Below are 21,773 nucleotides of genomic sequence, written 5' to 3' on the forward strand. Positions count from 1 at the left end.
CATCAGAGAGTTTAAGAAGAAATCAGAAGCAGAGCGAATTGACCGCCTACTGCCTATTCTTTGATGCTTTGATGCTTTGATAATCAATTTTCACTGAATAGATTTGGAGAAATATATGAACCCGTTGTCATGGAATCCATGGTTGGTTCTACTGATTGCCGGCCTGTTCGAAATCGGTTGGCCACTAGGCCTCAAGATGGGTGCGGCCAATGCAGCGATGCGCTACGTGGGGCCGGCGATTGCAGTTGCCTGTATGGCAGCCAGCGGCTTTTTCCTATGGTTATCTCTTAAACAGATCCCCATAGGAACAGCTTATGCGGTCTGGACCGGCATCGGTTCGCTGGGCGCGTTTTTCGTGGGCGTGTATGTGTTCGGCGATACCGCCTCCTTGATACGTTGGGTTGGAATTGCGCTGGTTGTTGCTGGCATCGTCTGTCTGAAAATGGGATAAATGAAAATATATATGAAACGCCCTATTTCATTAATCCATTTTGTGCTGCTGGCAGGCCTCACGGCAACCTTATCTGGCTGTGCTTCAAACGGAATGACTCGATCAGGGTTTCTTGGTGATTACGATGTATTGGGAAAAACGAAGTACGAAAATGTTCTGCTCTTCAAGGCGCCAGGCTTTGAACCCAGTCGTTACCGGGAAATATTAGTCGAGGATGCTCAGGTAGTGACGGCAACTGGACGCATAGGTGGGCTTGAAGCTGAGCAAGTGCGAGAGCTTCTCGATCACGTCAACAGTGAACTGCGACATCTCCAAACTAAGTCCGAAGCTCCCGCATCGTCAGGCCGCATACGTGTGCGTGTGGCAATTACGACCATTGAGACGCCCAATAGAGCAGTCAACACCCTAACGACGTTGCTTGTTGGACCAGTGACAACTGGGGGAGCTAGTTTGGAGTTTGAGGCAGTAGATGAACAAACAGATCGTCGGGTGGCTGCTGCTAGCTGCTTCGAGCACGGCAACGCTCTCGCGGATTTCAAAGGCTCCTACACACTGCTCGGGCATGCAAAGTCTGCAATCACCACCTGCCTTGAACGGATCAATAGCGCTTGGAGAAGTGCTGGCTCGTGAATAGCTGCTATTCCATAACTTCGCGCGGATCGCGAGGAGCCTCATCAAGGGGATTCGTAGGGTGCCGTTCTTGTAACGTCTGCAGCATTCTGGAGTGGCTCTGCTTCGTCGCAAAATTGCCGGCGTTTCTCGTTCTTGTCTATTCGAAACGCTGCGTGGTGCTGCTTGCAGAGGTAAAGCGCCTGGAGGTGTGTAAATTCACACGATGGAGTTTGGCCGGTGTGCTGGCAACGGTAGTTCTGACAGGGTGTTCCACTTACCGTCCTTGGATCAACCCGACACTTTCCGACGCCGCCTTAATGTCTCTCGCCGAGAACGACCAACGCATCAGGCCGTCGGAGGTCAACCAACCGGTGGTTGTAGCGGTGACACTGTCAGGCGGGGGCGCTCGGGCGGCGGCCTTCGGCCTGGGCGTGCTGCGCGAACTCAAGGCCACACGCTTCGCGCTAGAGGGCCAGGAGACCACTCTGTTGGATCAGGTGTTCCTGGTCAGCGGAGTGTCGGGGGGCAGCATCCTTGCCGCGCACTTCGCGGCCTTCGGCGATGCCACGCTGACTCGTTTCGAGCCGGATTTTCTGCTTGTGCCTTTTGAGGGGCGACTCATACGTGAAGCTCTGTGGCCTGAGCGTCTTTATAGACTAACTTCACCTTGGTTTGGGCGCAGCCAGATCCTGGCTCAACGCTTGGACGAACTTTTTGAAGGCCGCACCTTTGGTGACGTGCGCCGACGACCGGGCGCGCCCGAACTGATGATCACGGCAACCGACCTCACGACCGGTGCCCCTTTCGATTTCACCACCGAGCAATTCCGGCTAATCTGTTCCGACCTCGATGCAACGCCGCTGTCTTTCGCGGTGGCGGCCTCGTCGGCAGTACCGCTGGTGCTGTCGCCCGTAACGGTGCGAAACAACGCCAATACCTGTCCGCCGCCTCTCCGATCTTTGCCTGTCAGAGGGCAAAATTACAGATCACGCATCCTGCAAAGCGGCATAGACAGCTACCTCAATGCGCACGATCGGCCCTATATCCACCTCGTGGACGGTGGTGTCTCCGACAACCTCGGCGTACGTCTGATGCTAGACCGGCTAGTAGCTTCGGGCTCAATGAGCGCCAATTTCTCGGAGGTCAAGCCCGGAAGCTTGCGCCGACTCGTGTTGGTGACGGTGAACTCCGAACGAGGACTGAGCGAGAGAGTGGACAGTAGCGACCGAGTTCCCAGCACGACGCAAGTACTTGAGTCGCTGATCTTCGGTGCCGGCGCTCGCGAGACCCAGGTGACGCTGGCCATGCTTAACGACGACCTGCAACACTGGCGTTCCGAGATTGTCCGCACCCGTGGCCAAGCGGACAGCCCCTTTGCGGCCGACGCAGAAATCTACGTAGTAAGCGTAAGTCTGAACGACGTGCCGGACGACAAGATCCGGCATTCGCTGCTGCGCGTGCCCACAGCCTTCACGATCGAGGCTACGGATGTCTTGGACCTGCAAACTGCGGGAGGCGAAGCACTGAGGCAATCCAAGGAGTTTATGGCATTGATTGAATCTCTAAGAAGAATCACAGCAGCCAAGCAGACTGCGCCTGGTACTCAGCTTCCCTTGATATCTAACTGATACCGATACTGGGCTTTCGTCCAAGTTCCCAAGAGGCACTTCCGCCGATAACCTTTGCGGCAAGCTGTTGTCCCAGTCGCGGCTCAATTACCGGCCGCCACGGCACAAGGCTGAACCCCATGCCGTCATCGAGCATCGCGTAGCGCCCGCTGGCGAGCATAATGGAACGCCGGTAGATACCGGCTACGCGCTGCCCGTCGGCCACCGGGCGATGCTCTAGGCCGGTTTCCGCCGCAATGTCTTTCGCGGCCTGCACTAGTTCCCGATTGCGTAGCGTGCCCAGCAGGTTGCGCGCGAGGATGACGCGCTGCCCGCGGCGCTGTGCCAGCCCCTGTTCTTCGAGGAAATCGGCTCGCTGCTGTATGGCCTGCTTGGTATCACCGCCAAAGCCCAAGTTGCCCAGCCCACGGCCACCGCCGATCAGTTGCTGGTCAAGCCAAGTCGCGCCGATGACGCGGGCCTGCCGTTCAATAGGAAGGTGTGATTTCAGCTCTACGGCTACATCGCCCAGCCGTTGCGCGTCGTATTGGCGGCCACGCTCGGCCAGGTCGTCCGGTACCTTCCATAGCCCTTCGGCCACGCGCTCCACGATGCAAGCCCGGCGCAGGGCTTCCAGCCGCCGGACATGAGCGGCGACGACTTCCTGCGGGTCGCGTCCGGGCGTAGCCCGGCCCTGCTCGATTACCAGGTGATGATCGGTGCGGTACAGGCCATCGCTCGCCAGCGAGGCGATGTTCTTGTCGGCCGTGCGCACCTCAGTCGAACCCTTCACCTCTACCACAGCGCCCGTGGGATAGTTCGCCAGTTCGTCGCGGGCGTTCAGTGCAACGTAGTGGGCCTTACCGTCCGTGCCGTCGATGATCAGATAGCCTCGGTCGTGCAACTCATCGGCAAGCCCCTTCGCGGCCACGCGGCCGATGAGGCTGCGACCATCGTCGCCCGGCTCGAACACCGCCAGCTCACGCGGCTGGCCGCTCATGGCCCGCTGCATCGTTCGGATGATGTCGCCACGCTCACCCAGGGCACGCAAGGTCTTCTCGGCATCGGCATGAATGGCCCAGGTGCCGGGCTGCACCTCGTCGGCTAGGCCCAGGCGCTGCAAGCGTTGCAGGCGGCCGATCAGCAGCAGGCGCTGGCGTTGCAACCTCGGCTCGTTGAGCCGTTCGACATGCACCCGGCCATCCTCGCCGGTCTCGCGCTGCAAGGTGCGATCCAGGCTCGTCCACCGCTCCTGTTCCACCTCGCGCCTCAAGGTCTGCTGAATCTCCAGTTCGGTGCGCGGCCCCAGCCACTCGGTCGCCAGCTCGGCGGCGCGATGGCGGAAGCCGTGGGCGATGTAGTCACCCGCGATGATGAGGTCTTTGCCGGTGTCGTCGCGCCCGCGCACGATCAGGTGGGTGTGCGGGTTGTCGGTGTTCCAGTGATCCACCGCCACCCAATCCAGCCGCGTGCCCAGGTCGGCTTCCATGCGGCTCACCAGATGCCGGGTGTAGGTGCGCAGGTCGTCCAGCTCGGCCCCGTCCTCGGGCGAGACGATGAAGCGGAAATGGTGCCGGTCGTCGGCGCAGCGTTCCTTGAAGGCGTCCAGATCGGCTTCGTCGGCCTGTGGCCCGTAGCCCCGGCCCGGTTCGCCATCGCGACCCGCGCCGTCGCGCTCGATGTAGCGCAGGTGCTTGGCGAGCGATTGCGGGCTGGCCCGCTGGTGATTGACCAGCAAGGTCTTGATGGTCACGCGCCGCGACATGGGCATTAGCTTCGCCCCGGCGAAGCGCGCCGCCGTGTGGCCACGTCCGAGCCGAGAGCCGGGCCGCTGGCCGGTGCCAGCCGCGCCAGGACGGCGTACTGCCGACTTGCCGCTGCTGGCTTTGCCGGCCTGCTTGAGCACCTTGGAAACGAAGCTCTGCCCCTGGCCCTTGCCCCGGTTCTTCGGGGCGCTGGGGCGCACGCGAAAGTCGTCGTCGCGGCTGTCGGTCATGGCTGCGCTCCCCGCAAGCTTGGGCGTGTCCTGTCGTGCGAAGCACGCGGACATGCCAGCATTGGCGCGACCCTCGCGCCAAACGCGGCACGGTGGCGAAGCCGCTCCGTGCCGCGTTCCCCCCATGTGCTGACTGGCTTTCGACGCGGCCAGGTGCCGCGTCCTTTTGTCTTGCCTTCCGCCTTTGCCCTTCGCTGTCGCTCCAGGCAACGGCGGCCCGGCGGCGCTGCTGCGTGAACAGACAGCGCGCCGGCGAAAGCGCCAATGGCCGCAGGCCGGGCGCGTTCGAGGCAAGACGCCTGAACGTTGGACGGCTGCGCCGGATGCTGCGCGACGTGCGGTGCGAATGCACCGGCACGACAGGCGCAGCGACACTGAAGCAGCCAGCAGAACGACATGCCCGATGGCACGTCAGAGCGCAGCGAATCGGCGGCCATCATGGGCGTATCTCCGGCCACACCGGATGCGCAACGCCGATCACGGCGGATGCGCTGACCGGGCCGAAATAGCGGCTGTCGAACGATGCTGGATTCGTCACGCTCAACAGGAGCAGTTCGCCCGGTTCAAGGCGGCGGCAAAGCTGCAAGGACGGCAGCGCCCGGCCCAGCCGGTCGGCGGGCAGTACGGCGGCCGAAGGCACGCCGTCGATGCGTACCTGACCGGCGACGATGCAGACGTGTTGCGGCGCGACCGCGCCCACACGTTTGAGCAGCGGAACGCGCGTCGGCAGGTAGCCGCGCTGCGCAGCGAGCGCGGCAGCCGTGGCCGGAAGCGGCACCAGCACGATGCTGTCCACGGACAACGGACGTGGCAGCGAGGCGGTGCGCGGGTCGAACGGGTCAATGCGATACCAGCCGACCGCCACGCTGTCGGACGGGTTGTAGGTCAGACGCGGCAGCGGCGACACGAAAGCCGCCCAGGCCAGCGCAGCGAAGCCGATGGCGGCCAGTGTCGCCAGCACGATGCGAGCGCGCAGGCGTGAGCGAGGACGCGGCGCCACGTCGGGCGCGTTGGGTGTGGTGGTCGGGGCGGTCATGGCAGCACCTTCCCGGCCAGCCAGGCGGTATGCCGCTCGGTGGTGTATTCGGGCAGCGCAAGGCGAGCCGCAAGACGGTTGCCCAGCGTGCGCCAGTACGCCGGCGACACGTCGATGGCAGCGATGCCCAGCGCCTCGATGCCGTCGATGCGCTCCAGCACGGCGCGCACGTTGGCATCGCCTTCGGTGTGTAGGAGCAAGCGCGCGCCCGGCTGAACACCGGGGATGCGCTGCGCCGCGTCCAGCGGTGTGCAAGCCTGCATCACCATGAGTTGCCAGCGGATCGTGCCGTAGTCGTTGGCCTGCCAGCGGATGCGGCAGAGCATCGCGCCCGGCAGGAACACCGCGCAGCGCCGCCAGCGGTCGAGCTGAAGCGTGCGCGCCGGTTCGCCGAAGCGCAGGTAGAGCTTGAAGCGATGTTCGAGGTAGGCCAGCGAAACGCGCGTCAGCGGCACATTGCCGGCCTGTCCGGCGAGTGCCGAAAGCGCAGGCAGCGGCGCAGCCGGTGCCGCGTTCGCGGCAGGCCAAGCGAATGCGTTCATGGTGTGTTCTCCGGCGGAAACTCCCGCTCCAGCAGGCCGCGCAGCAGGTCGGCCACGGTCACGCCTTGCGTGAAGGCCGACACCTTGATGCGCGCCCGCATGGCGGGCGTGATGTCGAGCGTGAGGCGGGCCGTGTAGAGGTCGCCTTTGCCCAGCGCGTCGGCATCGCCCTGACGAATCCACGCCTCGGCGTGCGGATTCGCGGGCGGACGTGCGCCGATGCCGACGCGCTTGCCCGTGCGTTTGCTGTTGGGTGGCTGCTGCGCTGTCATGTCGGCCACCGCAGCAGTTCGTCCACCAGGGCGGTGATTTCGCGGGCGGCGGCACTGTCGGGCGCTGTCTCGCGTGCGAGCCGGCCAGCGGCCACGCTGTCGGCGAAGACGATGCGCTGATGCACCTCCGAGCGCAGCGCGGGCAGCGGCTGTTCGGCGAGCGATTGCCGCGCCTCGCGCCCGATGATGGTGGTGCTGACGCGCCGGTTGATGACGAAGGCCGCGCGGAGCAGCGGCCGGAACACCTGCGCCTCGCGGATCAGCGAAACCATTTCCGAGCTGGCCCAGAGGTCGTAGGGGCTGGGCTGCACCGGGATCAGCACGCGCTCGGCCGCCAGCAGCGCGGAGCGCGCCAAGGCGGCGATGCGCGGCGGCCCGTCGATGATGACGTGATCGGCCCGCCTGGCGAGTTCTGGCGCTTCCTGATGCAGCGTTTCGCGTGCGAGGCCCACGGCGCTGAACAGCCGTGGCAAGCCTTGCTGGCTTCTGCGCTGCGTCCAGTCCAGGGATGAACCCTGCGGGTCGGCATCGAGCAGGACGACATGCTGGCCGCGCATCGCCAGTTCGCCCGCGATGTGCGTGGCGAGCGTGGTCTTGCCGACACCGCCTTTCTGGTTGAGCAGAGCGAGGATCATGGCGCGGCCCTCCCTGCTGGAAAGCCGGGCTTTACCTGCCGTGCAAAACGCTGTTCGCCGTGCCGTTTCTCGGTTGTCCACCGAAACGGCGCGCTTCTACTAAAAGTTATGTATTTCTTGTTAGGGAAGTTAGAGGGGCCGCAAACCCGCGCCGTTATTGGCTTTCCGGCGTTTTCGTACTCCTGATAGCACGATAGGCGTACTCCCGATAGCACGATACCCGGTACTCCTGATAGCACGAGGCCGTCCACACCTTTTCCACGAGTTATCCCCGTGCCGTGTGCAGCACGGGCCGGAAGGTCAGCAGTTCTTGTCCGTCGTCCGGCATTCGCTCGATGCCCAGGACGTAGCCGGGCAGCGACTGCCGCGCCACCAGGACGCGCAGGTCGTAAGCGAAGTCGGAGAAGCGCGCAGCGCTGCCCGACTTGCGGTGCAGGTGCCGGAAGTCGAATTGCCAGCCGCCCGGCTGCTTGCCGCCGTGCTTGCGCACCAGGCGGTACAGCCAGCGCTCGATCCCGCCCTTCAAGCGGAAATAGGCTGGGTCGATGGTCAGCACCAAGGCGGCATCGAGCACGCCCGCATAGAACCAGTCCGGCAGGATCAGTTCGATGCCCAGCGGCACGCCGCTGGCATCGGCCAGTTCCTTCCACTCGTTGATCCACGAGAAGCGATGCAATCGCCTTCCCGTGGTTTCGCGGATGGACGTGGCCACCGTGGTCGATTGCAGCCGGTCGAGCGCGGCTTTCAGGCGCAGGTAGTCGTTGAGAGACGTGCCGCGCCCGATGAAGCGCAGGATCTCGTAGGGAGTGGCGCGTATCCAGCGCGACGGGCGCAAGCCCGCGTCGCGCGCCTCCACGATCTGCGAGGCGGCCCAAATCAGCAGGTCGGCATCCCATATCGTTGCGATGCCGTGCTCCTGCGTACCCTCCACGCGGATGGTGATGCCGCCGGCGCGGAAGTCGATCGGCGCGGTACGCCGCGACTTCGCCAGCGAGAAGAACGGAAAGGCCATCAAGTCCTGGCTGTCGCGGGGTGCCATGTCGCCCGGCAGCGCGCGGAACAGGTCGAGCTGTTCGCGCTGCAAGGCTTGCCCTGGCGGGCTGGACATGGCGACGGCCACCCACGCGCCAGCGATCAGCGGCCATCACGGTAATCGCCCGCGTGGCGTTCGGCATATTCCGGGTCGGAAGTCGCCTCGTAGCTGCGCTGGTCGGCCCAGGCATCGAGGTCGGACACCGCGTACATGACGCGGCGGCCGAACTTGCGGAACTTCGGGCCGCCGCCGATCACGCGCTGTTTCTCCAGCGTGCGTGGCGACAGGCGCAGGTACTCGGCGGCTTCGTCGTTGGTCAGGTAGCGTTGGGGCTGCGCAGGCGCAGCGACAGCAGCGGCGGCAGGCCGCAAGGGAGCGGGTCGCATGGGATGTACCTCCATCAAGCCCGGCCACACCACGCGGCCGGTTAGAGGCACTTTCAAGAAAGCGAGGCTGCTTGCTAAGGGACGATCTACGGGGGACGCGAAACGTCCCCCCCTACTGCAACGGCGGCGGAAGCTGTGCCAGGCGGCGATAGCCGCCACGCATCAGCGCATCGCCACGACGTACCAGCCGCCGCACGCGGGCACGTAAGGCGCTGTCCTTGTGCCAGTCGGCGGCGACGGCATCGGCGCCGAACAGCCCTTCGGCCACTTCGCGCAATGACGCGCCCGCCAGGGTCGCGTCGAGCGTCTGCAAGGTGTGCAGTTCCAGCACCGCGGCCGTCGTGGGCCTGGAACGGGCCGCCGCCGCAGGCGTGGCAACCGTGGCCACGGCCAATGCGTCCAGCTCGGACGCGAGCGTGCGATAGCGCGCGCAGGGCGTGGCGCAGGCGCGGGTGGCGTAGAGGTAGGCCATGCCGTCTTCCAGGCCCGGCGCGAGCGCGAGCCGCAGGCAGCAGCCGGGCCAATGCGACACCAGCACCAGGCGCTTGCCGTCGTGGATCAGTTGCTTGCGGCCAGGGACGCGCCAGAACTCGAAGGCATGGGCTTCGGGTGGCGGGTCATCGTCCGGGTAAACCTGCACGACGGCATCGTGATCGGGAAACCAGGCCGGATGCGCGTCGCGCGCATCCAGGGCTGGGTCTTCCAGCAGGCGCAGGCCCCACGCCTGCGCCGTGTCCGGCCGGCGGCGGCGGCGCAGCCAGTCGCGGCGGTAGTCGGGATTTCGGCGCAGGTATTCCCACGCCAGCGCAGGGCCGTCAAGGTGCAGAACGTAGAGATAGGCCGCTGTCGGATACCAGTGTTCGGCGCTGCGATCAGTCATGGCGAAACCTCCCTCTGTTTGGGATGCGTCGCCACGATTTCCGCGATGCGGGAACTATCGAAATGCCATCAGGTCGTCATCAAAATTGGTTAGGCTGTAACTGTCGGTGTCAAGACCATTTGGCTCTGCGTGTTGCGGAAATCGTCTGAATGCGACGGCTACGCCTTCAGGAAAATGACGCGCAGCACCGAACACCGTGCCGCAGCCCGCGCCCAAGATCAGGACTGTTTTCAACAGGATCGCACCACTTCGGTGCAAGAATGCGGATTCAGACCTGCACGGTCTTGATCAAGATTGAAATAGTCACGATGCGCCCCGGCTGGCTAGGCCGCGCTGGTTTTCATCAGTCCGTGATCGCGCCGTTCTCCTGCGCCAGCCGGACGTACTCCGATAACGGGCGCACCGCCTGGAAATACCGATCCCGCCGCACCGGCAGCTTGCGCGGCCCGACGATGCCCGCCAGGTCGGACAGCTTGACCATCCCGAGCTCAGGCATACCGATACCGAGGTCGATCAGGCCGTAGGCCGTGTCGCCATCCGCCGGGTCGAGCGACACCAGCAGCCAGGTCACATGCGCGTCCGGGGTGAACAAGCGCACCACGGGCAGCGGGTCGAGCCGCTGACCAGCGGCGAGCGCCGCGCCGTGGGCCAGCAGCCGGGCGCGTTCATCAGCGGTGACAAGCGGCAGGGTCATGGGCAGCTTCTCCACGAAACCGACGATGCGCGAATGCGCTTTGGTGCCGAAGCGCAGAACTGCCGAAACGCATCCGTGCATTCGTGTGGAAGCACCGATGTGCAAGCCATCGCATCCGTAGAAGAACAGAAGCGCCGAAGCGGAATTGTCGGAAGCCGGAAAGACACGGATGCGATTCCCCGGTTCTGTCGGAATCCGCATCTGCGGATTTCCGTAAAAGCACGAAAGCGGGCCTTTCAGCCATGAATGAACACTATAGATTGTAGCCCTATAGGGCGCAATGGGCTGTCATCTTGGTTTTTATGGGGAAACCAAGTTAGTGACAGCGAAACACTCATTGGCAACGGCAATACGGACAGTCAGGAAGGCGCGAGGCTTGAGCCAGGAAGCGTTCTCCGACGTGTCCAGCCGCACCTATATGAGTACGCTGGAGCGCGACTTGAAAAGTCCGACCCTGCACAAGCTGACCGAGCTGTGCGAGGTCATGGAAGTGCATCCGCTGACGCTGTTGACGCTGGCCTACGCCGGCGACGACACGCACAAGGCCGACGAACTGCTGGCGCGGGTGCGCCAGGAGTTCGAGGCCGTGCTGAAAGAGCGCGACGCGCCCTAGCGCGTCTGAATGCCCGCAAGCGGAGCGCGCAGCGCCGCCAGGCGCGAAGGCGTGAGGGATTGAAGCCGAATGGACATGACGCCATTGGCGGCATGGGGCGCAGCCCGAAAGCCCGGCGGCGCAATGCGCCGACACGCCATGCTGTTCCTACTGCCACGGGCTTCGAGCCATTCGACCATCACCAATGCAATGCTGGCCTTGGACATGCGGGACATGGGGCAACTGCCGAAACCCTGTGCGTGCGATGCTGCGATCAGCAGCACCGCGCCCCGCCGCAATGGGCGGGGCGCGGTGGGCGGCCGTCAGGCCGCCTTGGGCTTGCTGCGCGACCAGATGAGGTCGTGCGTGTCATTCTCGCCTTCGATCAGGCGGGCATAGACCGTCGCCGGGAATGAAGGATCGTCGATGGCCACCGACAGGTAATCCCGCCCGGCCTCGCTGGTTTTCTTCCACGCCGCGCCGAAGTCGTGGCCGGCCGCTTGCAGGCGGAAGTCCGGGGCGCTTTCGTTCTCGCCCTTGTCGTTGGGAACCAGCTTGACCTTGAAGTTGAGGGTCAGGGTGCGGAGCTGGCCGGTGAAGCCGTCTTTCTCTGCGGTGAAGGTGCCGATGTTAGCCATGATGATTTCTCCTTTCGGGTTGAACAAGGTCGCGCCAGTGCGTCCTTGTTGTGATCCGTCCGGCGGGGGATGGGCTGGCCGCACCGCGCAGCGGTCGCAACACCGTGGAGAACCTGGAAGCGAAAAGAATTTGTCCCGCGAGGAATGCGCGCAGCGCAGGGGGAATTGTTTTCGCTGGAAGGTTGCGGCCATGAAGCCCAGCCACCGCCAGGATTCACAACAACACAAGGACGTACTGGCCGCCCGCTCCCGAATGGAGGCATGGCCGACTCGGCATCCCCGCGCGACGGCTTCACCGGCCTGCGCCCTGACACGGGCAAGGACAATGCCCAGCGACAAGGTGAAAGCGTCCCTACTGCTGCTTGCGGCCCTTTGCGTGAGGCGTGGCGTGGAAGCTCCATTGCAAGGCCGGGCGGCGTGTCGGTGAACCGTCCTTCGTGACGTACAGGCGACGAACCGCCAGCGTCGAGGACGGCACGCTTTCGTGCAACCTGCGGCAGCAAGCCGGGGCGTAGCCCCACACGCCCGTCCATTGCGGTGGGGCGCGTTCGGAATGTCGTCGGCGCTGTGCGCCGACGCACTTATGGGCTTCGAGGGTTTCCCGCGCACAAGGTCACTTGTGCGCCGCCCCTTCGCCGTCCGCCCGAAGGCGGCGAAGGGGCGTTCTGGCTTTGGGCTTGGAAACCGGGCGCGGCCACCGCCGCGCCCGGATTTTTGACCATCGGCACCAGGGCGGAACGGCCTGGGGCCGATGCTGATGGAACAGCGAAGCGCCCCGGCCGAAACCGGGGCGCTCGGTGGTGGTGAAGGTCAGGCGGCGAGTGCGTGGGCCTGCTGCTCGTCGTCGTTGTCGATGGCTTCCGGCTCGTCGTTCGTCACCGCCTGCGGCGCATCCTGCGCCGTGGTGTCGTCGGTGCCTTCGGCCTTGAAGATGGCAGGCATCCAGCCGGTGCCATCGGCCAGCCGCTCGGCTTCGCTGGCAATGTCGGCCTTCTTCAACTTCGCCAGCCGGGTGACGTGCGCCGGGGCGTACTGCTCCACGGCTTCCAGAATCGCGGCCTTCGGCACATGCCGGAAATAACCCTCATTGGTGGGCTTCCACCATGCGGCCATGTCCAAGCCGACAGCCTGCGCCAGTTCCGCGCCCGGTTGCTGCGGCGTGGCGCGGGGTGTCACCACGTCCACCGTGACGGCCACGGATATCGCCAGCAGCCGCACCAGTTCATCTTGCGACTTCGCTAGCAGCACGGCGAACAGTTCGGCGCTGTCCTCCGGCAAGCCTTCGCCTGCTACCTGCTGCAACTCGCGCAGCGCCACGGCGGCGGGCGAATCCGGTATATCCGGGGCGATGCCTTCCAGCCGGTCTTGCGCTTTCAGGCTCACGCCCAGCGGCAAGTCGTGGCCGTAGTGGCTGCCCTGCAAGACGGTCTGCACCATGCCATGCACCAGCGCGGCCAGCGCCACTTGCGGATGCCGGGCGACTTCGATTTGCAGCGCGGCGGTGCGGTGGGCGCTCAACCGCTGCGCCAGCTTGTCGGACATGGCGGCGGTCTTGGGCTGCTCGTCGTCCTCGCCTTCGTCGTCGTTCCCGGCTTCGCTTTCGCTGCCGAAACCTTGGCGCAGGCGTTCCAGTGTGCGCAGCGCCTTGGCCTCGGCCTCGCGCATCAACCCGCGATGAATCACTGCCTGCCCGTTGCGGTCGATGGTGACGATGGCACCGGCTGCGGCCTTCACGGTCGTGCCGTAGTCCTGCAAGCCATCTTCCAGCGCCTGCAACTGCTCGCCCACGGCTTCGCCTTCTTCCTGCAAGGCATCGGCCTTTTCCTCGTCTTCGGTATCAAGCGCGTCATCCACGGCGGCGGCCAGTTCGTGCATCTTGGTTTGCAGCTTCTCGATGCGCTGCGCTTCGCGCTTGTTCGGTTCGCGGCGCTCCCTCGGCGCACGCTGGAAGGCGTGCAGGTCGGCATGGGTCACGGCGGGGGTGGCATCCACCCACGCCCAGCCTTCGTCCTTCACCTCGGCGGCGATACCTGCCAGCTTGTCTTGCGCCAGCCGTTCCAGCAGCGCGGCATCGGTCAGATACACGCCCGCGTCACCTTCCGCGAACAGGTCACGGCGCACACCACCGCCTGCGGCTCCGTAGGTATCCAGCCCCACGAAACGCACCAGCGGATGCCGGTATGCGTCAATCTCGCGCTCGGTGAGGCGGTCGCGCAATTGGGAAGGGTTGCGCTGCCACGTCGGCGCGTCGTAGAACGCGGTTTCCTGCGCGGCGTGGTCGTCGGTGATGGCAAGGGCCATCAACTGATCGAGCGTCACGGCTTCGGCGCGGTAGTCGGCCAGCAGCCGGGGCGAGACGTTCGCCAGCTTCAAGCGGCGCTGCACCACCAGCGGCGTGACGCTGAAATCGGCGGCTATGTCCTCGATGGGTCGGCCTTCGGCCACCAGCGCGGCGAATGCCTCGAACTGGTCGGCGGGGTGCATGGCTTCGCGCTGCACGTTCTCGGTGAGGCTGGCCGTGCGGGCGGTGCCATCGGCCACCAACAGGCAAGGCACTTCCCATTCCTTGCTGATGCGGCGCTTCTTCGCCAGCAGCTTCAACGCGGCCAGCCTGCGGCCACCGGCCACGACTTCGTAATGCTCGCCATCGGCGGCGGCAATGACGATGAGGTTTTGCAGCAGGCCGACACGCTGAATGCTCGCGGCGAGTTCGGGAATGGACATGCGCGGGGTCTTGCGCACGTTGCGGCCAGCAGGACGCGACACCAGCCGCGACAGCGGAACCAAAATCAGGTTCTTGGTCGGGTCGGCGGCTTCCAGCGGGATAGCGGCGGCGGTGTTGAGGGCGCGGGCTTCGGTTTGGGTAATGGCGTTCATGGTGATAACTCCTATCGGTTCAGGGATGCAGCAGCGAAGAAAGCGGCAAGGGCTGCTGCCTGCCCCTGCCGCGTGGGGAATCAGGCCTTCAACTGGCGCAGGCCATCGGCCAACATCCAGAGGGCGCGATTGAGGCGCACATCGGAATCAATGCCCTGCACGGGGCGGGTCTGCTGGCGGCGTCCGTTGGCGCTGCGGCCATGCAATCCGCCTTTGGTCAGGTTTTCTTGGGTGCGGTTGAACACGCTCCACAAGTCCGGGCGGCGGTCGTCGAACCGGCGCGGCATCAGGATTTGGCTTTCCGTGATGGGCGCGGGCTTGTTATCGGTGGGGTCGTACTTGAGGGCCAGCGCGGAACGGGCGAACACTTCGGCTTCGCCTTCGTCCAGCGTGATAGCGCGCATCAGGTCGCGGGATTCCTTCACGCGTTCGAAGCCGCTCAACACCTCGAAAGCGCCTTCGATGACAGAACCGGCCACGTCGCCCTTGTGCGGCACGCGCACATCGGCCACGGTATCGCCGCACACAAGGCCATTGCTGCAAACGAACCGGAACATTCCGGCCAGCATCTGATAGCTGCTGGTGCCGTCGTGCGAGTTCAGCAGCACGATTTCATTGGCTTCCGCGCCGTTGATCTGACTGGCATGGCGCAGGCGAATCATGTGTTTGGTGTAGTCGCGGCGGTCGTCGTGCCGCACGCGGGTTTGCGCTGCCATGAAGGGTTCAAACCCTTCCTTGCGCAGTTCCGCCAGCACGGCGGCGGTGGGAATGTAGGCGTACCGTTCGGAGCGGCTATCGTGCGGGGCCTCCGCGAAGATGGACGGGGCTACGCGGCGGATTTGGTCGTCGGACAGCGGGTAGTCACTGCGCAGCGTCGGGGAATGGGAAGCGAATCGAGATGCGAGTTGCATGGTTTTCTCCAATGAGTTGCTGTGGTTTCAAAGCTGACCGGATTCCAAGATTCGGAGCCCGTTGTGGCTTCGGTTGGTTCGGCGCAGAGACCTGGGCCGGTCCTGTTTGCCGCCGTCTTTCCTGAGTTCATCGCCCGCGAAAAACCGGGCCAGCGAGGGACTGGCCGTCAAGGGAGAAGCGCAGGGTTGGTGCGGCCCGCAGCGCAGCGAGGACTCGGCCCTGCGCGCCTTGACGGCCAGGCACCGCGGGCTACGGTCGCGGGAAAAAGCGATGAACTTGGGGAAAGACGAACAGCGGCCAATGGGCCAGGGGGTGCGCTGAAACCAACGCCGCGCGGCGAGCGCCCCTGCGTGCCAGCGGCACGCCTAGCTGGATGGCTGTTGGTCGATCAGGTGCAACCTGTTCGGTGCATGCGAGGGGCGCCAAGCAAGGCGCGGCGGGGATGGGCTGTCCAGCCGATCCCCTGGAGGGCAAGCGCCGCGCGCAGGCCAGGAGCGAAGAGACGGCCGGAGGCATCAGGGATCAAAGCCGCATGGCCGCGACTCGGCACGAGGCGCGGGGCAACGCCCGCGAGCCCGACGGCGGCACGCCGGGATGCTCTACTGTTCACAACAAAATGTAAGTGACGCAATAGTACTTATGAGCCACAATGTAGCTACATCTATTGTGAGCGCAACAATGGCAAGTAACGACGTCGTTCGTGCCCGGATTGACGGGCAGATTAAAGAAGCCGCAACTGTTGTTCTGGCTGAAATGGGGTTATCAATTTCGGATGCGATTCGGATGCTGCTGACCCGAATCGCGGCAGATAAGGCACTCCCCTTTGACATCAATCGTGTGTCGTCCGATTCTGATCGGAAGGCACCATAAGGTTGCGCTGAGGCAAGGCCCGCAAATCGTTTCTCTGAACAGTAGGGATCAAGAATAGTTCATGGCATCTATCAGACCTTCAGCATTCAATCAACGTGAGCGTTTGGACGGCGGCCCCTTCCTTGTCATTGAAGCAGCCGAACCGGAAGAGGAAGGCATTAACGTTTTCTTCACTGATATTCCCGCAGCGGAGCGCAAGCCGGATTCGCCAATAGCGAGACTGCTCAATGTGTGTCCAGACAGATTGACCATTTGGCCTCTTAATATTCGAGAAGATCGCGACGATTACCTGCAACCTAAATACGGCACCCTTGAACGCATCGTCGTCGCTCGGCCTGTTATCGAGCCCTACATACTGCCAGAGACTACTGACGATGTCGTTGGGCTTCTTGAGCAGTTGCCGGATGGGTTTGCCAAAGATTTTCGATTCGGTTTGGGGCTTCTGTGGGAATATCGGCAAATTTGCGAAACAGCCGCCAGCTTAGAAAACGTAAGCATACTCATTGTCCACAAAGGAAATGACGCGAAAATTGATTCGCCATTCTTTATTCTCGGAATAAGAAGATTTCATGAATTAAGAAAAGAATTAAATCGCATAGCCTCTCGCCACCAGAGAGACGCGCGCAAGGACAAGCAATTTCATGTCTACCAGACCTTATTACATGCTGCCGATTCAGCACAATTTCCCGCTCTAAAGAAGAGCGTAAGACCTGATGCACTAACGGAAATGACCGATGGTGGGCGGCAGCATGTGACGCTTTCCAAGCGTGATCGGCGCGCCGCTGTTCGCATGGTTCAAGACAATATAGAAGCACTGGCGGAATCTGAGCCGCGCTCGCTGCTGGCATTAAAGAATGATATTGAGCTCATCACACTGAATCAACTGATTGAGCGATACCAGGAAATGCTTGGAAAAGGACTGACGGAAAGCAAGTGGCAAAGCTTCTTTCTGGAAAATCCTTTCATACTTAGTCTTGCATTTGCCGTTCCAGCCATGCTGGTTCAGGGGCAAGCTTATGCAGGTGGCAAGCGACTTAACGGGTCCGGCGGAAAATTTTCAGATTTTCTATACGCATCCGCTTCCACGGGCAATCTTGGCCTCATTGAGATAAAAAAGCCGCAAACCGAACTGCTAGGAAAATCTCCCTATCGTGGAGATGATGTTTTTGGCCCATCGACAGAATTGGGTGGAGCGATTGCTCAAATTCTAGATCAGCGTTTCAAATTGCAGAGTGAACTACCCGTCATAAAAAATAACATGAACCGATACGACCTCCACAGCTATGCGGTTCGCTGCATAGTTGTCGCTGGCATGACGCCACAAGAGCATCAGCAAAGAAAGTCATTCGAGCTCGTTCGAAATGCGTTCGCAGAGATCGTGATCGTGACTTTCGATGAACTACTTGCAAGGCTAACCGAGATTAAAAATGCGCTCCAACCGATTCCTACCTTAGACACGGTGCCGTTCTAAAACCAACTGACAGTTGGCCATTCCGTAGTTGGGATCAATGGCTGCAGTGTTCAACCAATCCATCGGCCGATCGGCATGTGGATTTCAACAACAAGATTGAATCAAATGCATATATCCAAGCTCAGCCTGGTCAACTACCGGAACTTTCCCAACACGAAGCTGCTGTTCCAGAAGGGTATCAACACTGTCATCGGCGAAAATGGATCTGGCAAAACCAATCTCTTTCGCGCAATCAGATTGCTGCTTGATGACAACATGATTCGCTCTGCCTACCGGCTGGAGCATACCGACTTTCATCGCGGCCTAGGGCGCTGGCAGGGACATTGGATCATCATCAGTCTTGAGTTTGAGGAAATCTCTGCGGATGAATCAGTGCAGGCGCTCTTCCGACATGGGACGGGCGTAATTGAGGAAGAGGCGAACGGCAAGGCCACTTACAACCTGATCTTTCGTCCGAAGAAGGAAATCAGGCTGCGACTTTCTCAATTGAACGATGGTGATCAGGCAGGCCTCGACGCTATCCTGAACCCGGTCACCATCGACGACTATGAAACGATTTTCACAGGTCGGAGTGAAGCCGACTTCAACGACGAGGCCTTCTATAAGGATGTGGTCGGCGACTTCGCGAATGTTCGATTCAATGAAGAGGTTGAATTTCGTGTTATCGGCGCGAAGATTCCGAACGTGCTGTCCGTCTCCAAAGAAATTTCGTTCACTTTCGTCCAGGCGCTACGGGACGTCGTCTCCGAATTTCACAACAACCGGACAAATCCGCTCTTTTCGCTTCTGAAGGGCAAGAGCGGCGATATCGACCCCGTGGCGTTCCAGGCTATCACCGACGGGGTAAAGGCATTGAATGACTCCATCGAAGCGTTGCCAGACGTGCAGGTCGTCCGGACGGATATCAGAGACACCATCAAGGATGCGGCGGGTGAGGCGTATTCGCCGTCTTCTCTTTCTATCAAGTCGGATCTGCCAGACGAAGCTGACAAGTTGTTCCAGTCGCTCAAGCTGTTCGTTGGCGAATCGGGGGAGAGCCACGAAGGACCGATCCACGAGCTGAGCCTTGGTGGAGCAAACCTGATATTCCTCACGTTGAAACTGCTTGAATTCAAGTATCAAAAGGCTAAACAGTCGATCGCCAACTTTCTGCTTATCGAAGAGCCGGAAGCTCACATTCACACACATATCCAGAAAACACTGTTCGACAAGCTCAAATACGACGACACACAGATCATTTATTCGACCCATTCGACGCACATCTCTGAGGTCAGCAATGTTCAGAACGTGAACATCCTCGGCAGAGAAGGTGATCGTTGCGAGGCATACCAGCCTGCAATTGGCCTAAACCCAGAAGAGATCGGCAACATTCAACGCTACCTGGATGCTGTCCGTAGCAACTTGTTGTTTGCCAAGAGCGTCCTCTTAGTGGAGGGCGATGCAGAAGAAATTCTCGTTCCGATCCTGATCAAGAACGTGCTAGGCGTCAGCCTTGATGAACTCGGCATCAGTTTAATTAATATCCGCAGCACTGGATTTCAGAACGTCGCGGTTCTTTTCGATGATGCCCGAATCCGGAAGCGGTGCAGCATCGTCACCGACCTTGACAAGTCCATCATTGACACAACGCCGGCGGCGGGAGACTCCGAAGGGCTGCTCCGGCGCAAGGGCAAGTATCAGGCATCCCAGGAAAAAGGGGTCGCCAGGAAAGCGTTATTGGAAGACACCTTCAAAGATAACGGGTGGGTTTCTCCATTCTTTGCCCCCCATACCTTCGAGGTCGACTTCATTGCCGCCGGCAATGCGCGTAAGGTGGTCGGCATCCTTCCTGATGTCTACAAGGATGCACCAACCATCGCGACGGCCAAGGCGGAGCTCGAATCAGCGGACATCGCGTTGTTCGGTCAGCGCGCATTGACCATGGCGGACAACTACGGCAAGGGATGGTTTGCCATCTTGCTGGGAAAGAAGATCGATCCGCAGACCGCCATTCCGAAGTACATCTTGGACGCCATCGCTTTTGCGCATCCGGTGGTCACTAAGGAAGTCTGGTTTAACGTGCTGAGCTACCGCGTGAACTACATCGATGCAGAAGATATCTTCACTGCGTCTGCCGTATTCGACGACTTTAGGGCCAAGCTGCTGGCCTTCCGAAATGGAGACATCGACTTCGTCGGCATCCGAAACGAGATGCTTGCCACGTTCCCAGATGATCGCATCAACGATGTACTCGCGGTGTTCTGATCATGTTCATGTGGAACAAAGATGATCTGAATCCCGAGCAGGAAGCAGCCATTCTGAAGCCAGGGAGCGTCTTTCTCATCGCTTGCCCGGGCAGCGGGAAAACGCGCACGCTCACCTACAAAATCGCCTATGAGTTGTCCAGGCTGAAATCGAACAAGCAGTTTGTCGTTGCCATCACTTATACGCACCGTGCCGCCGACGAAATCCACGAGCGCATTGAGAGCCTTGGGGTGGATACATCCCGATTATGGATAGGAACGATACATTCGTTCTGTCTTGAATGGATATTGAAACCGTACGGCATCTATCACGAAGCGTTGGATCGAGGCTTCCGTGTGATCGATCAGCATGAGCGCGAGAAAATCCTGGAGGCATTGTGCAAGCCTTACCAGAAGCCAAAAATAACATTCTGGGATTGTGAGTTTTATTACACCGAAACTGGATATGTGCTCTCCTGCCCACAAGATTGGAAGCATTCGGGTCTTCACGTCATATTGGGCAAGTATTTTGAGATTCTGCACGAAAGTCGGCAGCTAGACTTTGAGCTCATTCTTTACTATGCGTACCAACTGATCGCACGTCATCCTGCGATCAGCACTCTTCTGGCACAGTTGTTCTCTTTCGTGCTGATCGACGAGTATCAGGACACCAAACGAATTCAGTATTCGATCATCACCGCCATTCTGAAAGCTGGTCAAGGTGCGACCAAGGCCTTTATTGTCGGAGATCCTAACCAGGCGATTTATCAATCGCTTGGCGGATATCCGATTGCCTTCGAGGATTTCAAGGCGATGGCCAATATCGATTTGGACGAACTCGAACTGTCGCGGAACTACCGTTCTTCTGAGCGCATCATTGAGTACTTCGGAAACTACAACGTTCACAACACACGCATCGAAGCCGCATCCGAGGACAAGGCGTACCCAAGCCTTATTTCATTCGACGACACAGTGAGCAAAAATGATCTGGACGCTGAGCTCATCCGGCTCATCCGTTTCAACATTGAGACTATGGGCATCTCACCTCACGAGGTGTGCATTCTCGCGCCACAGTGGACGCATCTTGCAAGCATGACACGTCGTTTGGTCGCCAGCATGCCGGAGTACTCATTCGATGGCCCCGGTATGGTTCCCTTTGCACGGGACACAGAGAATTTCTGGTACAGGCTTTCTAAGATTGCACTTACTCAGGCATCGCCGGGAATGTATGTGCGCAGACTGCGGTGGGCCGGGGAGATTCTGAATGACCTAGAGGCGGCCGGGGCTAGCGTGTCGAAGCTCACGCGGAGGTCCTTGTTGAGGGAGTGCAATGCAATTAAGATCGATGAAACAGATGGTCTTACCTACTTGAGCGCATTTTTCGAGCGTCTGTTTGCAAACTTAGCAATCGACTTTCGCCTTTTCACGCTGCTTCAAGAGCATCACGTTGCCTTCTTCGATAGTTCGCAAGCCCGGGTAAATCGATTGAAGAGTGAAGGTAGCGAATTTATAGGCGATATTGAGACATTCAGGAAGGTATTTCAGCATAGGACTGGAATCACCATCTCGACGATACACGGCGTCAAGGGAGCCGAGTTCGATGCAGTGATCGCTTATGCATTATTAGAAGATATGGTGCCGCATTTCAATGATCCGAACGGTCAAGAAAGCGCGATGAAATTGCTGTATGTCATTGGTTCGCGGGCAAGGAAGAACCTGCACCTTGTTTCGGAACGAGGTCGAGTTCGCCAGTATTCTGGCGAAGAGTATCAAGTAACTCGCAAGCTTGCCTCATGCAGTTTTGGATACGATCAAATTCCATAGAAATCACGAGTAGCGCAACCGCGCTCTCTATGGGATGCCCTACAGCTTTGTTTAGCGTTTGGCTGAATCATCTGCGCGCGGCTCGCTCTGCATGCCCTGCTGTCGCCAGCTCAACATGCAAGCGGAGCGCGCAGGCCCGGATCACAGTGTCGGGCCGTGGAGGGCTGGCGAATGCCAGTCCCGTCAGGGATGAGCGAATAGCGAACGTGGAGCAGCGCGATCC

At 60.9% G+C, this 21,773-nt stretch carries 21 protein-coding genes; 8 read left to right on the forward strand and 13 right to left on the reverse strand.

The genetic code is table 11. The annotated features are described in order from the left end of the window. Positions 1-115 precede the first annotated feature (115 nt). The 3 genes from BM070_RS04355 (at position 116) to BM070_RS04365 (ending at position 2,691) form a co-directional block, all read left to right on the forward strand. Complete coding sequence (locus tag BM070_RS04355; protein WP_004883073.1) at positions 116-451, forward strand: DMT family transporter; 336 nt, start codon at positions 116-118, stop codon at positions 449-451. A gap of 12 nt (positions 452-463) precedes the next feature. Beyond that, positions 464-1,081 carry a DUF3313 family protein gene (locus BM070_RS04360; RefSeq protein WP_004883071.1) on the forward strand — a complete coding sequence of 206 codons (618 nt, stop codon included), beginning with the start codon at positions 464-466 and terminating at the stop codon, positions 1,079-1,081. A gap of 116 nt (positions 1,082-1,197) precedes the next feature. Further along, entirely contained in the window at positions 1,198-2,691 is a 1,494-nt protein-coding gene (locus BM070_RS04365) for a patatin-like phospholipase family protein (protein WP_197069153.1), read from the forward strand. Here BM070_RS04365 and BM070_RS04370 read toward each other — a convergent pair. The 9 genes from BM070_RS04370 to BM070_RS25360 all read right to left on the reverse strand — a co-directional run bounded on the left by BM070_RS04370 (position 2,684) and on the right by BM070_RS25360 (position 10,144). Then, positions 2,684-4,666, reverse strand: a complete 1,983-nt coding sequence (locus BM070_RS04370) for a relaxase/mobilization nuclease domain-containing protein (protein WP_004883068.1) — start codon at positions 4,664-4,666, stop codon at positions 2,684-2,686. The genes BM070_RS04365 and BM070_RS04370 overlap by 8 nt on opposite strands. Positions 4,667-5,102: 436 nt before the next feature. Next, positions 5,103-5,702 (reverse strand): S26 family signal peptidase, encoded by a 600-nt coding sequence (locus BM070_RS04380; RefSeq protein WP_004883067.1) that lies wholly within the window; start codon positions 5,700-5,702, stop codon positions 5,103-5,105. Next, positions 5,699-6,244, reverse strand: coding sequence for a DUF2840 domain-containing protein (locus tag BM070_RS04385; RefSeq protein WP_004883064.1), 546 nt, complete (start codon positions 6,242-6,244; stop codon positions 5,699-5,701). The genes BM070_RS04380 and BM070_RS04385 overlap by 4 nt, the downstream gene beginning before the upstream one ends. Continuing rightward, the gene (locus tag BM070_RS04390; RefSeq protein WP_004883063.1) at positions 6,241-6,516 is read right to left on the reverse strand and encodes a hypothetical protein; all 276 of its coding nucleotides are present in this window, start codon (positions 6,514-6,516) and stop codon (positions 6,241-6,243) included. Before BM070_RS04390 ends, BM070_RS04385 begins: the two co-directional genes overlap by 4 nt. Then, entirely contained in the window at positions 6,513-7,151 is a 639-nt protein-coding gene (parA, locus tag BM070_RS04395; RefSeq protein WP_004883061.1) for a ParA family partition ATPase, read from the reverse strand. Before parA ends, BM070_RS04390 begins: the two co-directional genes overlap by 4 nt. A 265-nt stretch (positions 7,152-7,416) precedes the next feature. Then, positions 7,417-8,259 (reverse strand): replication initiator protein A, encoded by an 843-nt coding sequence (locus BM070_RS04405; protein WP_004883059.1) that lies wholly within the window; start codon positions 8,257-8,259, stop codon positions 7,417-7,419. Between the two features lie 26 nt (positions 8,260-8,285). Continuing rightward, positions 8,286-8,570 carry a helix-turn-helix transcriptional regulator gene (locus BM070_RS04410; RefSeq protein ID WP_004883058.1) on the reverse strand — a complete coding sequence of 95 codons (285 nt, stop codon included), beginning with the start codon at positions 8,568-8,570 and terminating at the stop codon, positions 8,286-8,288. A gap of 112 nt (positions 8,571-8,682) precedes the next feature. Beyond that, complete coding sequence (locus BM070_RS04415) at positions 8,683-9,450, reverse strand: DUF2285 domain-containing protein (protein ID WP_004883055.1); 768 nt, start codon at positions 9,448-9,450, stop codon at positions 8,683-8,685. A gap of 343 nt (positions 9,451-9,793) precedes the next feature. Next, a complete protein-coding gene (locus BM070_RS25360) occupies positions 9,794-10,144 on the reverse strand; it encodes a DUF2958 domain-containing protein (RefSeq protein ID WP_028699139.1) in 351 nt (116 codons plus the stop codon). A 319-nt stretch (positions 10,145-10,463) separates the two neighbouring features. Here BM070_RS25360 and BM070_RS04425 point away from each other — a divergent pair, with 319 nt between their 5' ends. Further along, a complete protein-coding gene (locus tag BM070_RS04425) occupies positions 10,464-10,757 on the forward strand; it encodes a helix-turn-helix domain-containing protein (protein ID WP_064717570.1) in 294 nt (97 codons plus the stop codon). On the opposite strand, the gene BM070_RS24040 is transcribed toward BM070_RS04425, so the two are convergent. The 4 genes from BM070_RS24040 to BM070_RS04445 all read right to left on the reverse strand — a co-directional run bounded on the left by BM070_RS24040 (position 10,754) and on the right by BM070_RS04445 (position 15,162). Further along, positions 10,754-10,972, reverse strand: coding sequence for a hypothetical protein (locus BM070_RS24040; protein ID WP_103790875.1), 219 nt, complete (start codon positions 10,970-10,972; stop codon positions 10,754-10,756). The two genes, BM070_RS04425 and BM070_RS24040, sit on opposite strands and share 4 nt — an antisense overlap. 87 nt (positions 10,973-11,059) lie before the next feature. Further along, a complete protein-coding gene (locus BM070_RS04430; RefSeq protein WP_004883051.1) occupies positions 11,060-11,374 on the reverse strand; it encodes a DUF736 domain-containing protein in 315 nt (104 codons plus the stop codon). A gap of 810 nt (positions 11,375-12,184) precedes the next feature. Then, a complete protein-coding gene (locus BM070_RS04440) occupies positions 12,185-14,251 on the reverse strand; it encodes a ParB/RepB/Spo0J family partition protein (protein ID WP_004883050.1) in 2,067 nt (688 codons plus the stop codon). Positions 14,252-14,331: 80 nt separating this feature from the next. Beyond that, complete coding sequence (locus tag BM070_RS04445; RefSeq protein ID WP_004883049.1) at positions 14,332-15,162, reverse strand: DUF932 domain-containing protein; 831 nt, start codon at positions 15,160-15,162, stop codon at positions 14,332-14,334. A 679-nt stretch (positions 15,163-15,841) separates the two neighbouring features. On the opposite strand from BM070_RS04445, the gene BM070_RS04450 reads away from it, so the two are divergent. The 4 genes from BM070_RS04450 to BM070_RS04465 all read left to right on the forward strand — a co-directional run bounded on the left by BM070_RS04450 (position 15,842) and on the right by BM070_RS04465 (position 21,550). Beyond that, positions 15,842-16,033, forward strand: a complete 192-nt coding sequence (locus tag BM070_RS04450; RefSeq protein WP_004883046.1) for a type II toxin-antitoxin system RelB/DinJ family antitoxin — start codon at positions 15,842-15,844, stop codon at positions 16,031-16,033. Between the two features lie 61 nt (positions 16,034-16,094). Further along, entirely contained in the window at positions 16,095-17,504 is a 1,410-nt protein-coding gene (locus BM070_RS04455) for a Shedu immune nuclease family protein (RefSeq protein WP_004883043.1), read from the forward strand. 105 nt (positions 17,505-17,609) lie between these two features. Then, positions 17,610-19,748: an AAA family ATPase gene (locus BM070_RS04460; protein WP_004883041.1), complete on the forward strand. Its 2,139-nt coding sequence runs from the start codon at positions 17,610-17,612 to the stop codon at positions 19,746-19,748. 2 nt (positions 19,749-19,750) lie between these two features. Beyond that, entirely contained in the window at positions 19,751-21,550 is a 1,800-nt protein-coding gene (locus BM070_RS04465; protein WP_004883039.1) for a UvrD-helicase domain-containing protein, read from the forward strand. The last annotated feature ends 223 nt before the right edge of the window (positions 21,551-21,773 follow it).

The sequence above is a fragment of the Paracidovorax wautersii genome, from assembly GCF_900113035.1.
Lineage (GTDB): Bacteria > Pseudomonadota > Gammaproteobacteria > Burkholderiales > Burkholderiaceae_C > Paracidovorax > Paracidovorax wautersii.

Bases quoted from the DNA above. Each gene is read 5' to 3' on its own strand.
- BM070_RS04355 (WP_004883073.1), top strand. From the start codon at position 116: ATGAACCCGTTGTCATGGAATCCATGGTTGGTTCTACTGATTGCCGGC.
- BM070_RS04360 (WP_004883071.1), top strand. From the start codon at position 464: ATGAAACGCCCTATTTCATTAATCCATTTTGTGCTGCTGGCAGGCCTC.
- BM070_RS04370 (WP_004883068.1), bottom strand. From the start codon at position 4,666: ATGACCGACAGCCGCGACGACGACTTTCGCGTGCGCCCCAGCGCCCCG.
- BM070_RS04380 (WP_004883067.1), bottom strand. From the start codon at position 5,702: ATGACCGCCCCGACCACCACACCCAACGCGCCCGACGTGGCGCCGCGT.
- BM070_RS04385 (WP_004883064.1), bottom strand. From the start codon at position 6,244: ATGAACGCATTCGCTTGGCCTGCCGCGAACGCGGCACCGGCTGCGCCG.
- BM070_RS04390 (WP_004883063.1), bottom strand. From the start codon at position 6,516: ATGACAGCGCAGCAGCCACCCAACAGCAAACGCACGGGCAAGCGCGTC.
- parA (WP_004883061.1), bottom strand. From the start codon at position 7,151: ATGATCCTCGCTCTGCTCAACCAGAAAGGCGGTGTCGGCAAGACCACG.
- BM070_RS04405 (WP_004883059.1), bottom strand. From the start codon at position 8,259: ATGTCCAGCCCGCCAGGGCAAGCCTTGCAGCGCGAACAGCTCGACCTG.
- BM070_RS04410 (WP_004883058.1), bottom strand. From the start codon at position 8,570: ATGCGACCCGCTCCCTTGCGGCCTGCCGCCGCTGCTGTCGCTGCGCCT.
- BM070_RS04415 (WP_004883055.1), bottom strand. From the start codon at position 9,450: ATGACTGATCGCAGCGCCGAACACTGGTATCCGACAGCGGCCTATCTC.
- BM070_RS25360 (WP_028699139.1), bottom strand. From the start codon at position 10,144: ATGACCCTGCCGCTTGTCACCGCTGATGAACGCGCCCGGCTGCTGGCC.
- BM070_RS24040 (WP_103790875.1), bottom strand. From the start codon at position 10,972: ATGTCCCGCATGTCCAAGGCCAGCATTGCATTGGTGATGGTCGAATGG.
- BM070_RS04430 (WP_004883051.1), bottom strand. From the start codon at position 11,374: ATGGCTAACATCGGCACCTTCACCGCAGAGAAAGACGGCTTCACCGGC.
- BM070_RS04440 (WP_004883050.1), bottom strand. From the start codon at position 14,251: ATGAACGCCATTACCCAAACCGAAGCCCGCGCCCTCAACACCGCCGCC.
- BM070_RS04445 (WP_004883049.1), bottom strand. From the start codon at position 15,162: ATGCAACTCGCATCTCGATTCGCTTCCCATTCCCCGACGCTGCGCAGT.
- BM070_RS04450 (WP_004883046.1), top strand. From the start codon at position 15,842: ATGGCAAGTAACGACGTCGTTCGTGCCCGGATTGACGGGCAGATTAAA.
- BM070_RS04455 (WP_004883043.1), top strand. From the start codon at position 16,095: ATGGCATCTATCAGACCTTCAGCATTCAATCAACGTGAGCGTTTGGAC.
- BM070_RS04460 (WP_004883041.1), top strand. From the start codon at position 17,610: ATGCATATATCCAAGCTCAGCCTGGTCAACTACCGGAACTTTCCCAAC.
- BM070_RS04465 (WP_004883039.1), top strand. From the start codon at position 19,751: ATGTTCATGTGGAACAAAGATGATCTGAATCCCGAGCAGGAAGCAGCC.